12 protein-coding genes are annotated in these 15008 nt (G+C 72.7%); 4 read left to right on the plus strand and 8 right to left on the minus strand.

Annotated elements, in window-relative coordinates; all coding sequences use genetic code 11:
• Positions 1–2: 2 nt before the first annotated feature.
• From MTO91_RS23220 to MTO91_RS23230, 3 genes are all read right to left on the minus strand, one after another.
• Positions 3–827 carry a hypothetical protein gene (locus MTO91_RS23220; protein ID WP_476652711.1) on the minus strand — a complete coding sequence of 275 codons (825 nt, stop codon included), beginning with the start codon at positions 825–827 and terminating at the stop codon, positions 3–5.
• Between the two features lie 112 nt (positions 828–939).
• Entirely contained in the window at positions 940–1800 is an 861-nt protein-coding gene (gene htpX, locus MTO91_RS23225; RefSeq protein ID WP_073576528.1) for a zinc metalloprotease HtpX, read from the minus strand.
• Positions 1801–1897: 97 nt separating this feature from the next.
• A complete protein-coding gene (locus tag MTO91_RS23230) occupies positions 1898–2401 on the minus strand; it encodes a PaaI family thioesterase (protein ID WP_476652713.1) in 504 nt (167 codons plus the stop codon).
• Between the two features lie 37 nt (positions 2402–2438).
• Here MTO91_RS23230 and MTO91_RS23235 point away from each other — a divergent pair, with 37 nt between their 5' ends.
• The 3 genes from MTO91_RS23235 to MTO91_RS23245 all read left to right on the plus strand — a co-directional run bounded on the left by MTO91_RS23235 (position 2439) and on the right by MTO91_RS23245 (position 6321).
• The gene (locus tag MTO91_RS23235; protein WP_476652715.1) at positions 2439–3212 is read left to right on the plus strand and encodes an enoyl-CoA hydratase; all 774 of its coding nucleotides are present in this window, start codon (positions 2439–2441) and stop codon (positions 3210–3212) included.
• Positions 3213–3337: 125 nt separating this feature from the next.
• Positions 3338–5269 (plus strand): 2-oxoacid:acceptor oxidoreductase subunit alpha, encoded by a 1932-nt coding sequence (locus tag MTO91_RS23240; RefSeq protein WP_062397963.1) that lies wholly within the window; start codon positions 3338–3340, stop codon positions 5267–5269.
• The gene (locus MTO91_RS23245) at positions 5266–6321 is read left to right on the plus strand and encodes a 2-oxoacid:ferredoxin oxidoreductase subunit beta (RefSeq protein WP_476652717.1); all 1056 of its coding nucleotides are present in this window, start codon (positions 5266–5268) and stop codon (positions 6319–6321) included. The genes MTO91_RS23240 and MTO91_RS23245 overlap by 4 nt, the downstream gene beginning before the upstream one ends.
• A 77-nt stretch (positions 6322–6398) precedes the next feature.
• Here the strand turns inward: MTO91_RS23245 and MTO91_RS23250 are convergent, their stop codons facing one another.
• Complete coding sequence (locus MTO91_RS23250) at positions 6399–7703, minus strand: sunset domain-containing protein (protein WP_476652719.1); 1305 nt, start codon at positions 7701–7703, stop codon at positions 6399–6401.
• Positions 7704–7846: 143 nt separating this feature from the next.
• On the opposite strand from MTO91_RS23250, the gene rarD reads away from it, so the two are divergent.
• Positions 7847–8788 carry an EamA family transporter RarD gene (gene rarD, locus MTO91_RS23255; RefSeq protein WP_346106170.1) on the plus strand — a complete coding sequence of 314 codons (942 nt, stop codon included), beginning with the start codon at positions 7847–7849 and terminating at the stop codon, positions 8786–8788.
• Here the strand turns inward: rarD and MTO91_RS23260 are convergent.
• Genes MTO91_RS23260 through nuoL form a run of 4 tightly spaced genes read right to left on the minus strand, consistent with a single transcriptional unit; the run spans position 8764 to position 15004 of the window.
• The gene (locus MTO91_RS23260) at positions 8764–9741 is read right to left on the minus strand and encodes a polyprenyl synthetase family protein (RefSeq protein WP_062403804.1); all 978 of its coding nucleotides are present in this window, start codon (positions 9739–9741) and stop codon (positions 8764–8766) included. The two genes, rarD and MTO91_RS23260, sit on opposite strands and share 25 nt — an antisense overlap.
• A 48-nt stretch (positions 9742–9789) precedes the next feature.
• Positions 9790–11403 (minus strand): NADH-quinone oxidoreductase subunit NuoN, encoded by a 1614-nt coding sequence (nuoN, locus tag MTO91_RS23265; protein ID WP_476652721.1) that lies wholly within the window; start codon positions 11401–11403, stop codon positions 9790–9792.
• On the minus strand, positions 11400–13055 hold the full coding sequence (locus MTO91_RS23270; protein WP_476652723.1) for an NADH-quinone oxidoreductase subunit M: 1656 nt from the start codon (positions 13053–13055) through the stop codon (positions 11400–11402). The genes nuoN and MTO91_RS23270 overlap by 4 nt, the downstream gene beginning before the upstream one ends.
• Positions 13052–15004: an NADH-quinone oxidoreductase subunit L gene (nuoL, locus tag MTO91_RS23275; RefSeq protein ID WP_476654951.1), complete on the minus strand. Its 1953-nt coding sequence runs from the start codon at positions 15002–15004 to the stop codon at positions 13052–13054. Before nuoL ends, MTO91_RS23270 begins: the two co-directional genes overlap by 4 nt.
• Positions 15005–15008: the final 4 nt, after the last annotated feature.

Below are 15008 nucleotides of genomic sequence, written 5' to 3' on the forward strand. Positions count from 1 at the left end.
GGTCAGGGAGTGGACACCGGGGCGGGCGCGGGCGCCGGCGACGCGTCCGACGTGCCGGTGACCCCGGCGACGACACCGAGGGCCAGGACGACCGCGGCCGCCGCGCCCAGGACGGCGGGCAGTACCGGTCGGGTGCGGGCCGGGAAGTCGGGCAGCCGGAAGCCACCGGAGGTCCGGGCACCGCCGCCCTCGGGCAGCGGCGCCGCGCGGAACGGCTCGGGGAGCCGCTGGACGGCCGGGGCCTGTGCTGCGGGTCTCGACGGGAATCGCGCGGGCGGGCGCTGCACCGCCGGGGGCCGGCCCGCCACGGGCTGCCGGGGCGCCGTCGGTCGGGACGGGTGTCGCGGGGCCGACGCGGCGTACTGCCCGGGGACGTAGACGTCCGGGGCCTGCCGGGACGGGACGTCGACCGGCCGCTCCCGACCGGGACCGGCCGCGTCGCGGGGACGCGGGACGACGGGCAGCGCGGTGGTGGGCGCGTCGTCGGAGGTCCCGCCGCCGGGCGCCGTGTCCGGCGCGGCCGCACGGGGGGCACGGGGCTCCGGCGTCTCCGGCTCCGCGTCCGGGGTGGGCGCGGCCGCGGTGTCCGTGTTGGAGTCCGGGGCGGAGGAGGCCGGGACGTCGGCGGCGACCGGTGCGTCGGCGTCCGAGGACGACCGGGCCGCCGGCAGCGCGACCTGCTCCCCCGGGCCGGTCCCGGTGACCACGTCGTCCCCCGGGCGCGCCGGTGACGGCACCTCGACCGGGCCGCCCCGGAGCGGCACCGACGGCGTCCCACCGGTGTCGGTGAGCGCGTGGCGGGGCTTCTGGGACGGGGTCTCGCTCATGGGTCCTCTTCCGCAGGGGGAGCTCTGCTCTGGGAGTTCCATCGCTCGCGGTACCCCGAACCGTTACGGAACAGCGACCCGGGGACACGCAACCACCCCCGGAACGGTCCGGTCAGCGGCGGGCCATCTGCTGGAGCCGTGCGATCCGGTCCTCGATCGGCGGGTGGGTGGAGAACCACCTCGCCATCTTCTCCCCGGGCCGGAACGGGTTGGCGATCATCAGGTGCGACTGCGCGGTGAGCCGCGGGTCCGGGGGCAGCGGAGCGGCCGCGGTGCCGTACTTGAGCTTGTGCAGCGCCGAGGCCAGGCCCAGCGGGTCACCGGTGAGCTCGGCGCCCGACGCGTCGGCCTGGTACTCCCGGGACCGGCTGACGGCCATCTGCACGACGCCGGCCGCGATCGGCCCCAGCATCGCGACCAGGATGATCGCGATCGGGTTCGGGCGGTCCTCGTCGCCGCCGCCGAAGATCGAGGCGAACATCGCGAAGTTCGCGAGGAACGACACCGCCGAGGCGAGCGCACCGGCGATCGAGGAGATCAGGATGTCGCGGTTGTAGACGTGGCTGAGCTCGTGGCCGATGACGGCGCGCAGCTCGCGCTCGTCGAGCAGGTGCAGCAGACCGGTGGTCACGCAGACCGCGGCGTGCCGCGGGTTGCGGCCCGTGGCGAACGCGTTCGGCGCGTCGGTCGGGCTGATGTGCAGCGACGGCATGGGCTGGCGGGCCCGCTGGCTCAGCTCGCGGACGATCCGGAACAGCTGCGGGTACTCGGCCTCGGTGATCGGCTGGGCGTGCATGGACCGCAGCGCCGTCTTCGCCGAGTTGAAGTAGGCCCACCCGTTCACCGCGAACGCGATGACGAGCGCGATGACCAGTCCGCCGCGCCCGCCCAGGACCCCGCCGATCGCGAGGATCAGGGCGCTCATCGCGCCGAGGAGGACGGCCGTCTTCAGACCGTTCATGTGGCTGTGCACGCCGGGGTCGCCTTTCCGTGCGGTCCTGCGGGGGTCACCCGGGTCAACGGACGAACCGGGCGCCGCGTTCCCGGGTGTGACCCGCCCCGGCCGCGGCTCAGCGCGCGTGCCGCTCCCGGAAGCGGGTGCTCTCGGGGGCGTAGCGGCGGAAGTGGTCGAGCGTGACGCCGAGGAAGAGCGCCGTCGCCGACACCGCGACGGTGCCGTCCGGGGCGTCGAGCCTGCCCGTGCCGCGGACCCACAGCTTGCGCCCGTCGACCGACTCGATCACCGCGTCGAGGTGCAGCGTCGTGCCGAGCGGCACCGGCGCCCGGTAGCGGGTGGTCAGCTCCGCGGTCACGTAGTGGCCGTCGAGGTGGTGCTGGAGCGCGCCGAACAGCTCGTCCATCGCCGCGGCCAGCACCCCGCCGTGCACCAGCCCGGGCGCGCCCTCGTGCGCGTCGGCGACGACGAATGCCCCCGTCACCCGGGCCCGCCCGTCGGAGTCGGGGCCGGGATCGGCGAAGCGCATCCGCAGCCCGCCGGGGCCGTCACCGCAGGCGAAGCAGCCGGCGTGGTGGCGGGGCAGCTCGGCCCGCCCGGTCACCTGTGCACCCGTCACGTGCGGGAGGCTAACCCGGCGTGGAAGAGTCGGGCCCATGAGCGACGGCGATGTCACGACAGAGGTCCGCACCGAGGTCACCGACGGTGTCGCGGTGCTCACCGTGTCCAACCCGGCACGACGGAACGCGCTGAACCTGGACCTCTCGCAAGAGCTCGTCGCCGCCGTCGAGGCCGCGAACGCCGACGACTCGGTCGGTGCGATCGTCGTCACCGGGCAGGCACCCGCCTTCTGCGCGGGCGGTGACCTCGCGGAGCTGCAGGAGGCCGATCCGGCCACGCTCAAGCGCGTCTACTCCGGATTCCTCGCCATCGCCTCGTCCCCGCTGCCGACCCTGGCCGCGGTCAACGGCGCCGCGGTCGGCGCCGGGATCAACCTGGCCCTGGCCTGCGACGTCCGGCTGGCCGGCCCGACCGCGAGGTTCGACGTCCGCTTCATGCAGCTGGGCCTGCACCCCGGCGGCGGCTACACGTGGATGGCCCAGCGCGCCCTCGGCGCCCAGGGCACCGCGGCGATGACCCTGTTCGGCGACGTCCTCGACGCCCGCGAGGCCGAGCGCGTCGGCCTGGCCTGGCGCGCCTACGACAGCGACGAGGACCTGATGGCAGGCGCCCACGAGCTCGCGGGCCGGGCGGCCGCCGCACCGCGGGACCTGATCGTCACCACCAAGGCGACGATGCGGATCACCTCCCGGCTCACCGCGCACGCCGACGCCACCGACGTCGAGGTCCGCGCGCAGGCCGAGACGGTGCACTCCGAGGCGTTCGCGGAGCGCGTCGCGGCGCTGCAGAAGAAGATCAGCAAGAAGTGACTGTCGTCACGAACGTAATCCGGGTTATGTGACGTGATCCCGGGTCTCCGGACAGGGGGCCGAACCGGGAGTTAACCTCGATGTATCGAGGGACAATTCGACGCCGAACTGGGGACCATCAGCCCATGACGACCAGCGACACTCCCGTCGAGGCACGCGACTCCGAGGTCGTGCAGCGCGACCGGGTGGTCATCCGGTTCGCCGGCGACTCCGGCGACGGCATGCAGCTGACGGGTGACCGTTTCACCTCCGAGACCGCGAACTTCGGCAACGACCTGTCGACGCTGCCGAACTTCCCCGCGGAGATCCGGGCGCCTGCCGGGACCCTGCCGGGGGTGTCGTCGTTCCAGCTGCACTTCGCGAACTACGACATCCTGACCCCCGGTGACCGCCCCGACGTGCTGGTCGCGATGAACCCGGCGGCGCTGAAGGCCAACATCGGCGACCTGCCCCAGGGCGGGGTGCTGATCGTCAACACCGACGAGTTCACGAAGCGGAATCTGACCAAGGTCGGCTACGCGGCGAACCCGCTGGAGGACGGCTCGCTCGAGCCCTACGCGGTGCACGGGGTCGCGATGGCGACCCTGACCCGCGGGGCGCTGGAGGAGACGGGGCTGTCGAAGAAGGACGCCGAGCGGGCGAAGAACATGTTCGCCCTGGGTCTGCTGTCCTGGATGTACCACCGCCCCTCGGAGTCGACCGAGCGGTTCCTGCGGGAGAAGTTCGCGAAGAAGCCCGACATCGCCGAGGCCAACATCCTGGCGTTCCGCGCGGGGCACGCCTACGGGGAGACGACCGAGGCGTTCGCGGTGACCTACGAGGTCGCGCCGGCCCGCCTGGCACCGGGGACCTACCGGCAGATCACCGGGAACGTCGCCCTGGCCTACGGGCTCATCGCCGCGGGGCGGACGACGAGCCTGCCGGTGTTCCTGGGGACCTACCCGATCACCCCGGCCTCGGACATCCTCCACGAGCTGTCCAAGCACAAGGCCTTCGGCGTGACCACGTTCCAGGCCGAGGACGAGATCTCCGGTGTCGGTGCCGCCCTCGGCGCAGCCTTCGGCGGGGCACTCGGCGTGACCACCACGTCGGGGCCGGGGATCGCGCTCAAGGCCGAGACCGTCGGCCTGGCCGTCGCCCTGGAACTGCCGCTGCTGGTCATCGACGTGCAGCGGGGTGGGCCCTCGACGGGGTTGCCGACCAAGACCGAGCAGGCCGACCTGCTCCAGGCCCTGCACGGGCGCAACGGGGAGGCGCCGCTGCCGGTGATCGCCCCCTGCACGCCGGGGGACTGCTTCATCGCCGCGGTCGAGGCCGCCGCGATCGCGGTGAAGTACCGCACCCCGGTCATGCTGCTGTCGGACGGGGCGCTGGCCAACGGTTCCGAGCCGTGGAAGATCCCCGACGTCGAGTCGCTGCCGACGGTGGACCCGGGGTTCGCGACCGAGCCCAACGCCCCCGACGGGTCCGGGGAGTTCTGGCCGTACCTGCGTGATCCCGAGACCCTGGCCCGGCCGTGGGCGATCCCGGGCACCGCCGGGCTGGAGCACCGGGTCGGTGGGCTGGAGAAGGCCGACGGGCGCGGCTCGATCTCCTACGACCCCGACAACCACGACCGCATGGTCCGGCTGCGCCAGGCCAAGATCGACGGCATCGACGTCCCCGACCTCGTGGTCGACGACCCCGACGGCGACGCGGACTTCCTCGTCATCGGCTGGGGCTCGACCTACGGCCCGATCAACGCCGCGGCGCGGCGCGTGCGCAAGCTGGGCCACTCGGTCGCCACGGTGCACCTGCGCAACCTCAACCCGATGCCGGCCAACCTCGGCGAGATCCTGGGCGGCTACCGCACGGTGCTCTGCCCCGAGATGAACCTCGGTCAGCTCGCCATGCTGCTGCGCGCCGAGCACCTGGTCGACGTCAAGAGCTACACCAAGGTCGCCGGGCTCCCGTTCGGGGCCGAGGAGCTCCAGGACGTGTTCCTGGACTACCTCACCGGCAAGCACCCGGAGTCGGCGTCCGACATCGCCAACGAGACCACTGGAGCGCAGGCATGACCGCCACCGACCTGGGCCTGCCGTCCATCGGCGGCCTCGACGGCGTCCCGACCACGGACGCGAAGCAGACCGCGAAGGACTACACCTCCGACCAGGAGGTCCGCTGGTGCCCCGGCTGCGGCGACTACGCCGTCCTCGCCGCCGTCCGCCAGTTCCTCCCCACCCTGGGCATCAAGCGCGAGAACACCGTCTTCGTCTCCGGCATCGGCTGCAGCTCGCGGTTCCCGTACTACCTCAACACCTACGGGATGCACTCCATCCACGGTCGCGCCCCGACCATCGCGACCGGTCTCGCGACCAGCCGCGAGGACCTCAGCGTCTGGGTCGTGACCGGCGACGGCGACGCGCTCTCCATCGGCGGCAACCACCTGATCCACGCGCTGCGCCGGAACGTCAACATCAAGATCCTGCTGTTCAACAACCGGATCTACGGGCTGACCAAGGGCCAGTACTCCCCGACCAGCGAGGTCGGGAAGGTCACCAAGTCCACCCCGATGGGATCGCTGGACCACCCGTTCAACCCGATCTCGCTGGCCCTCGGGGCCGAGGCGAGCTTCGTCGGACGGGCCCTGGACTCCGACCGCAAAAGCCTCACCGCCGTGCTCCAGGCCGCCGCCGAGCACCGCGGCTCCGCCCTGGTCGAGATCTTCCAGGACTGCCCCATCTTCAACGACGGCAGCTTCGACGTGCTCCGCAAGGGCGACACCGACAACCGGCTCATCCCCGTCGTCCACGGTAAGCCGATCGTCTTCGGCGCCGAGGGCTCGCACGCCGTCGTGCAGGACGGGTTCAAGCTCAAGGTCGTCGAGACCGCCTCGGTGGACGCCTCGCAGATCGTCGTGCACGACGCCGCCGACCACGAGCTGGCCTTCGCCCTGTCCCGGCTCTCGGACCAGGACCTCACCCACACCGTCACCGGGATCTTCCGCAACACCGACCGCACCACCTACGACGACGCCGCCCGCGCCCAGGTCCAAGCGGCCAAGGACGCCAAGCCCGACGCGGACCTGCAGGCCCTGCTGAACGGCCGCGACACCTGGACCATCGTCTAGGTCCCGGCCCGTGACACACCGCGGCCCCGGTACTCCTCGGAGTACCGGGGCCGTCGTGTGTCCGGAGGCGGTGGGTCTCAGCGGGCCCCGGGGCGTTCGTGCCAGGCGATGAACCCGGCCGCCCGTGCGGCGCCCTCCGCGGTGAAGTACAGGTCCGCGCGGGTGCGGACGTAGTACGGCGACTCGGGCGGGTGGAACCGCCGCGAACCGCTGTGCACCTTCACCCGGTGCGTCTCGGGCGGGTCGCCGCCGTCGGTGGGGGCGAGCACCGAGTCCGGGTACGGGCCGGGCCGCACACCCGGGGGCAGCGGCGCGGACGCCGCGGACGGGCCGATGATCATGGAGTCGAGCGCCGCCAGCGCCGAGCCGTCGGCGCCCTGTCGCGGCCGCGACGGGATCGGCAGCGGTGCGGGCGGGCCGTCGTCGGCCGGCGCGGGGCCCGGCTCGGGCAGCGGGGCCGGTTCGACGTCGTCGCGCAGGGCGTGGCGGCCGGCCGGCTCGTCGTCCTCGGCCGATCCCTCCGGCGACGCAGGGTCGCTCTCGGGGCGCGGGAGGGGGACCTCGGGGGCCGTGGCGGCGCTGCCCGGCTCGCCCGGGATCGGGACGGGGCCGGCCGCGCCGTCGTCCACCGGACCGTCGTGGGCCGCACCGTTCTGCACCGCACCGACCTGGGCCACACCGACCTGGGCCACGCCCTCGTGGGCTGTGCCGTCCGGGGCTGTGCCGTCCGGGGCTGTGCCGTCCAGGGCTGTGCCGTCCAGGGCTGTGCCGTCCGGGGCTGTGCCGTCGTGGGCCGCACCGTCGTGGGCCGCACCGTCCTGGGACAGGGCAACGGCACCGTCGGACGTGGGCCTGTCGCCGCCACCCGGGCCGGTCCCGCCCGCCGTGACGACGTCCCCGTCGGCTCCGTCTCCGGCGGCACCGCGATCCGACACCTCCGGATCGGACGGGTCCGGGGCCGTCGCCGTGGCTCCGGGCGCGACGTCCGGTGGCCGCGTCCCGGGCGCCGGGTCGTCCTCCGTCCCGTCGGACAGCCCGTGCCCGGCCGGCGCATCGCTGGTCCCGGTGGGCCCGCCCGCGGTCGCCCCGGGGCCGGACCACTCCTCCGCACCGTCCGCCGAGGAGGGCTGCGGTGCGACGTCCGGCGACGGCGCGTGCGACCCGGCCGCCGCGGCGGACGGGTCGACCACCCCCGCGGTGTCGAACAGCGCCACGGTCCCGGGGTCGCGCCCCGGGCCCGGCCCGTCGGGCACCTCCGCCGTGTCGGGCGTCCCCGTGGCCTCCGGACCGCCCTCGACGGTCCCTCCGCTGCGACGGGACACCAGTACCCCTGCCACCACCAGGACCACGAGCACCGCCAGCAGTACCCACATCCAGCCCATGCCGGACCTCCGTCCGCCCGGGACCGTCCCGGACCGCTGTCGCCGTGCTTGGTATCACGGATCGTGCCCGCCCCGCCGTCGTCTCGCGCGGGAGCACACCCGTACCGGATCATCGTGCCCGTGACCGACCACCCGAAGCGACCATGACCACCGCCCGTTCCCCCGAACGAACCACACCCGAACGGAGTGAGCGGCACCCCGCCGGGCTCACCGCGGGGATCGGCGCGTACGTCCTGTGGGGCCTGTTCCCGGCGTTCTGGCCGCTGCTGGACCCCGCGGCGCCGCCGGAGGTGCTCGCCCACCGCGTGCTGTGGACCGCGGTGCTGATGTCGCTGGTGCTGACCGTGCTGCGCGGCTGGGGCGACGTGCGCGGGCTCGGTGTCCGCGGATGGCTCGCGACGGCCGCCGCCGCGGTGTTCATCGCGGTGAACTGGGGCCTGTTCATCTGGGGCGTGTCGGCGGGCCTGGTCGTCGAGTCCGCGCTCGGCTACTACATGACCCCGCTGGTCGGGGTGCTGTTCGGCGTCCTCGTCCTGCGGGAGCGGCTGCGGCCCGCGCAGTGGGTGGCGCTGGGGCTGGCGGCGACGGCCGTCGTCGTCATCGCCGTCGGGAACGGCACGGTGCCGTGGCTGTCGATGGCGCTGGCCTGCTCGTTCGGGATCTACGGGCTGTTCAAGGCGACCGCGCCGTTACCGGCCGCGGCCGGGCTGACCGCGGAGGGCCTCGTGCTCGTGGTGCCCGCCCTGGTGTTCCTGGTCGTCCTGCAGACCACCGGCGGCGGCACGATGACCGGCCACGGCCCGTGGCACCTGCTGCTCCTGCTGTCCGCGGGCCCGGTGACCGCGCTGCCGCTGCTGCTCTACGGCTCCGCGGCGCGCCGGCTGCCGCTGACGACCCTGGGCGTGCTGCTCTACATCAACCCCACGCTGCAGTTCCTGTGGGGCGTGCTGGTCGTCGGGGAGACGATGGCCCCGGCCCGCTGGGCCGGGTTCGCCCTCGTCTGGGTGGCGCTGGTGGTCTTCACCGTCGACCTGCTGCGACGGCGACGCCCACCGGCGCCTCAGCCCACCCGCTCCACCGTGTAGTCGGTCAGCGTCCGCAGCGCCTCGATCGCCGGGCACGGCGGCAGCACCGCCAGCTCGGCGCGCGCCCGGTCGGCGTACCCGGCGACGGTCTCGCGGGCCTTGACCAGCGCGTCACCGGAGCGGAGCAGCTCCAGCGCCTCGGCCACCTCGTCGTCGTCGCTGATCGGGGCGGCCAGCAGCTGACGCAGCCTGCGCGCGTCGGCGGAGTCGTCGCCGTCGCGCAGGGCGTAGAGCATCGGCAGGGTGTGCACGCCCTCGCGCAGGTCGGTGCCGGGCGTCTTGCCCGAGTCGTCCGACGGCGACGCGATGTCGATGATGTCGTCGGAGATCTGGAACGCCGCCCCGATGACCTCGCCGAAGGTCCGCAGCGCCTCCACGTGCTCGGCGGGTGCGCCGGAGAACATGCCGCCGTAGCGGCCCGAGGTCGCGATGAGCGACCCGGTCTTCTCCGCGACCACCCGCAGGTAGTGCTGCACCGGGTCGTCGGACGCCTTGGGGCCGCGGGTCTCGCGCATCTGACCGGTCACGAGCAGCGCGAACGTCTCGGCGATGATCCGCACCGCGTCCGGCCCCAGGTCGGCGACCAGCCGCGACGCGTGCGCGAACAGGAAGTCCCCGGTCAGGATCGCGATCGAGTTGTCCCAGCGCGAGTTCGCGGACTCCGCGCCCCGCCGCATGGACGCCTCGTCCATCACGTCGTCGTGGTACAGCGTCGCCAGGTGGATCAGCTCCACCACGGCGGCCGCCGTGATCACCTCGTCGCGTTCGGGATGCGGTCCCACCTGCGCCGCGAGCAGCGTGAACAGCGGGCGGAACCGCTTGCCCCCCGCGTCGATCAGGTGCAACGAGGTCTCGGTGACGAACTCGTAGTCGCTGTGCACCTCGCGGTGCAGCAGGTCCTCGACCCGCTTGAGCCCGTCAGCGGTGGCCTCGGCCAGGACCGGATCGGCCATCCGGATCCCGGCCACACTCTGTGTCTCCACCCCCACAGCCTACGAACGTCAGCCCGAGAACGCGCCGCTGGCGGCCCATTCGAGGACGGGTGTGGGAAGAATCCCGAGAACGAGGGTCGCCAGCGTGCCCAGGGTGATGGCCACGGTGGTGAACGCCCCGGGCACGACGACGGCCGGACCGTCCTCGGCGGGCTCCCGGAAGTACATGAGCACCACGATGCGCAGGTAGAAGAACGCGGCCACCGCGGACGCGACCAGCGCGATCACCACCAGCGGCACCATCCCGTCCGCCGACGCCGCCGAGAACACCGCGAACTTGGCGGTGAACCCGCTGGTCAGCGGGATGCCGGCGAGCGCGAGCAGCAGGAACGTCATGATCCCGGCGACGAGCGGCGACCGCTTCGCCAGGCCCGCCCAGGCCGCCAGGTCCGAGGCCTCGCCGTCACCGGTGCGGACCAGCGAAATGATCCCGAAGACCGCGATCGTCGTGAAGCCGTAGGCCAGCAGGTAGAACATGAGCCCGGACGTGCCCTGCGGGGTCAGCGCCATCGCGCCGAGCAGGATGAACCCGGCGTGCGCGATCGAGGAGTAGGCGATCATGCGCTTCACGTCGGTCTGGGTGAGCCCCAGCACCGCGCCGACGACCATCGAGACGACCGCGACCACCCACAGCACGCCGCGCCACTCCCAGACGGTGCTGCCGAAGCCGACGTAGAGCACCCGGGCGATCGCGCCGAACGCGGCGACCTTCGTGCAGGCCGCCATGAACGCCGTGACCGGCGTCGGGGCGCCCTGGTAGACGTCCGGGGTCCAGGTGTGGAACGGGGCGACCGAGCCCTTGAACAGCAGCCCCACCAGCAGCAGCGCCAGGCCCGCGAACAGCAGCGTGTCCGACGCCAGGGTGCCCGCGGCGGCCTGGGAGATGGCCGGGAGCCGCACCGAGCCCGCGTAGCCGTAGAGCAGCGCGATGCCGTAGAGGAAGAACGCCGAGCCGAACGCGCCGAGCAGGAAGTACTTGACCGCGGACTCCTGCGACAGCAGCCGGCGGCGCCGCGCCAGCCCGCACATCAGGTACAGCGGCAGCGACAGGACCTCGAGCGCGATGAACATCGTCAGCAGGTCGTTCGCCGCGACGAACGCCATCATGCCGCCGAGCGCGAACAGCACGAACGGGAACGGCTCGGTCTGCATCGTCGGTGTCTCGTCGGGCGCCCCGTAGGAGCGGTCGACGTGCTCGCCGCCGGCCGGGGTGGCCGGGCCGCCGCCGGCTCGGACCGCGGCCCGCTCGGCGGCCGAGGCGACGAACACCCCGCCCGGCTCCACCGACCGGTCCGCGATCAGCAGCAGGCTGGGGATCGCGAGGACGATCAGGGTGCCCCACAGGAACAGCGACGGCGCGTCCACCGACAGCGCGGTGCCGAAGGTCAGCACGGCCGCCGGGGACCCGAGGGCGTACCCGGCCAGCGCGACGAGCGCCGCGACCAGGGTCAGCCCGGTCAGCACGACCTGGACGGGCCAGCGCTGGTGCCGCGGGAGGAACGCCTCCAGCAGCACCGACACGCAGGCACCCGCGAACACGATCCACAGCGGCGCGGTGGCCGCCCAGTCGACCGCGGGCATCTCGATCGGAGCCACCTGGGCGGGGAGAACCAACGAGCTCATCGAGCGATCCCTCCAGCGACGACCGGGTCGGGCAGGCCGAGCTCGGTCATCGTCGCCGTCACCGACGGGTTGATCAGGTCGAGCACCGGGCCCGGGTAGAAGCCGAGCACCACGATCGCGACGATCAGCGGCACGAGCACGCCGATCTCGCGACCCGTGAGGTCGGGGAAGCCGGTGCCCTTGCGCTGCGCGGCGACCGCCGGGTCGATCATCGACCCCGGGCCGCCCGCGCCGCCGCGCTCCAGCGCCGCCATGACCGCGGTGCCGCGCACCGGGCCCTGCATCGTGCGCTGGTAGAACCACAGCACGTAGAGCGCGGCGAAGATGATGCCGATCGTCGCGATCACGGTGAACACCGGGCGGTTCGGGAACGAGCCGACCAGCACCAGGAACTCCGAGACGAACGAGTTCGTGCCGGGCAGCGCCAGCGAGCTCATCCCTGCCAGCAGCAGGCAGCCCGCCATCACCGGGGCGAGCTTCGCGACGCCGCCGTAGTCGGCGATCAGGCGCGAGCCGCCGCGGCTGATCAGCACGCCGACCATGACGAACAGCATGCCGGTCGAGAGACCGTGGTTGACCATGTAGAGCGTCGCGCCGGCGAAGGCCTGCGAGGAGAACGCGAACACCCCGAGCGCGATGAAGCCGAAGTGCGCCACCGAGGTGTAGGCGACGAACCGGCCCATGTCGGTCTGGGCGACCGCGAGCAGTGCGGCGTAGACGATCCCGGCGACGGCGAGCACCAGCACCAGTGGCGCCAGGGTCTGCGACGCCTGCGGGAACAGCGGCAGCAGGTAGCGCAGGAAGCCGTAGGTACCGACCTTGTCCAGCACGCCGACCAGCAGCACCGCGCCGACGATCGGGGCCTCGGCACCGGCGTCGGGCAGCCAGGTGTGGAACGGCACGAGCGGCGCCTTGATCGCGAAGGCGACGAAGAAGCCGAGGAACAGCCAGATCTGGGTCGACTCCGGCACGCTCGACGCCATCGCCTGCAGGTCGGCCCAGGTGAACGTGCCCTGGCCCAGCTGCTGCTCGCTGACCACGAACAGCCCGATCAGCGACGCCAGCATGATGAGGCCGCCGAGCAGCGAGTACAGGAAGAACTTGACCGCCGCGTACTGCCGGCGCGGCCCGCCGAAGCGGCCGATCAGGAAGTACATCGGGACCAGCATGGCCTCGAAGAACACGTAGAACAGGAAGACGTCGGTGGCGGCGAAGACGCCGACCAGCGTCGCCTGGGTCGCCAGCAGCAGCGCGAAGTACTCGGCGGCAGAGCGGCCCTCCGGCAGCTTCTCCGCCCACGCGAACAGCATCAGGCCGGGCACCAGGAACGCGGTGAGCCCGATCAGCGCCAGGGCGATGCCGTCGACGCCGAACGCGATGTGGGTACCGAACGCGGGGATCCAGGACATCGAGAACTCGAGCTGGAACCGGGCGCCGGCCTGCGCCGCGGGGATGGAGTAGAGCGCCCACGCGACGACGACGAGCACCAGCTCCAGCAGCGCCGTCGCCATCGCGACCGCCTTCGCGAGCCCGGTGTTGGCGCGCAGCGGGTACATGACCAGCGCGCCGACGACCGGCACCAGCAGCAGGACGATCAGGAACGGGTTGCCCCCGGAGCCGGGGACGATGGGAGCCGTGTCCAGGGGGGTCATGAGACGAACCTCACCGCCAGCATCGCGGCGACGACGATGACCGCCCCGCCGAGCATCGAGAGTGCGTAGGACCGGACGAAGCCGGTCTGGAGCCGGCGCAGGCGGCTGGAACCGCCGCCGAACGCCGACGCGGCGCCGTTGACGGCCCCGTCGATCCCGCGGTCGTCGAACCAGGCGAGCGCCCGTGTGAGGACGATGCCGGGCCGCTCGATGAACGCCTCGTTGAAGGCGTTCGCGCCGAGGTCGGCACGGGCCGCGGCGACGACCGGCGACACCCGCTGCGGGCGCTCCACCGGCACCGGGGAGCGGCCGACGAACAGGTAGCCCGCCAGCACGCCGAGCAGCGAGACGCCGACGACCAGCCACGGGATCACCGCGTGCGGCAGGGCGCCGCCCTCGAGCTCGAGGCGCTCCCCCACGACCGGGGCGAGCCACTCCGGGATCATCCCGTAGAGCACGCCGCCGCCGAAGACCGAGCCGACCGCCAGCACGATCATCGGCACGGTCATCGTCGCCGGGGACTCGTGCGGGTGGTAGTCGCGGCCGTCGGTGGACTGCACCGTGCGCCACCGCTCCGCACCGAAGAACGTCATGATCATCAGGCGGGTCATGTAGAAGGCGGTCAGACCGGCCGCGAGCGTCGCGAGCCCGCCGAACACCCAGCCCTGCCAGCCCTCCTGCGCGAACGCGGCCTCGATGATCGCGTCCTTGGAGAAGTAGCCGGACAGGAACGGGAAGCCGATCAGCGCGAGGTAGCCGAGGCCGAAGGTCACGAAGGTGACCGGCATCTTCCGCCACAGGCCGCCGAAGCGGCGCATGTCGACGTCGTCGTTCATGGCGTGCATGACCGAACCGGCGCCGAGGAAGAGCCCGGCCTTGAAGAAGCCGTGCGTCAGCAGGTGCAGGATGCCCAGCGCGTAGCCGGCCGGCCCGAGCCCGACGGCGAGGATCATGTAGCCGATCTGGCTGACCGTGGAGTAGGCCAGGACCTTCTTGATGTCGTCGTAGGCGCAGCCGATGATCGCGCCGATCATCAGCGTGACGACACCGATGAGCGCGACGACCAGCCGTCCGGTCTCGGACAGGTTGTAGATCGGCGACGCCCGGGCGATGAGGTAGACGCCCGCGGTGACCATCGTGGCCGCGTGGATCAGGGCCGAGACCGGGGTCGGGCCCTCCATCGCGTCCGGGAGCCAGGACTGCAGGGGGAACTGGCCGGACTTGCCGCAGGCGCCGAGCAGGAGCAGCAGCGTGATCGCGAGGACCGTGCCGCCGCCGACCTCGCCGATGCGGGCGAAGACCTCGGTGTACTGCAGGGTCCCGAGCTCCAGCCAGAGCAGGAAGATCGCGATCGCCAGGCCGACGTCGCCGACCCGGTTCATCAGGAACGCCTTCTTCGCCGCCGTCGCCGCGGAGGGCCGGTCCTGGTAGAAGCCGATCAGCAGGTACGACGCCAGACCGACGCCCTCCCAGCCGAGGTAGAGCATCACGAAGTTGTTGCCGAGGACCAGCACCAGCATCGCGGCGACGAACAGGTTCAGCTGCGCGAAGAACCGCCGCCGGTTCGGGTCGTGGCTCATGTAGCCCACCGAGTAGAGGTGGATGAGCGCCCCGACCCCGGTGATCAGCAGTACGAACGTCAGCGACAGCGTGTCGATCCGGAGCCCGAAGTCGACCTCCAGCGCGCCGGAGGACATCCAGGACCACAGCGACTGCTCGCGCAGCCGCTCGTCGGCGGGGAGACCGAGGGTCTGCAGGAATATCGTCACACCGACGACGAACGCGCCGACGACGGTCGCGACGCCGAGCCAGTGGCCCCAGGCGTCGGCCCGCCGTCCGGCGAGGAAGAGCACGAGTGCACCGGCCGCGGGGAGCGCGATCAGCAACCAGGCCAGCGAGGCGGCGCCGGTCGCCTGCGGGGCGGCCTGTGCGAGAAGGACGGTCACCAGCGCG

The sequence above is a fragment of the Pseudonocardia sp. 2-7 genome (assembly GCF_056341085.1).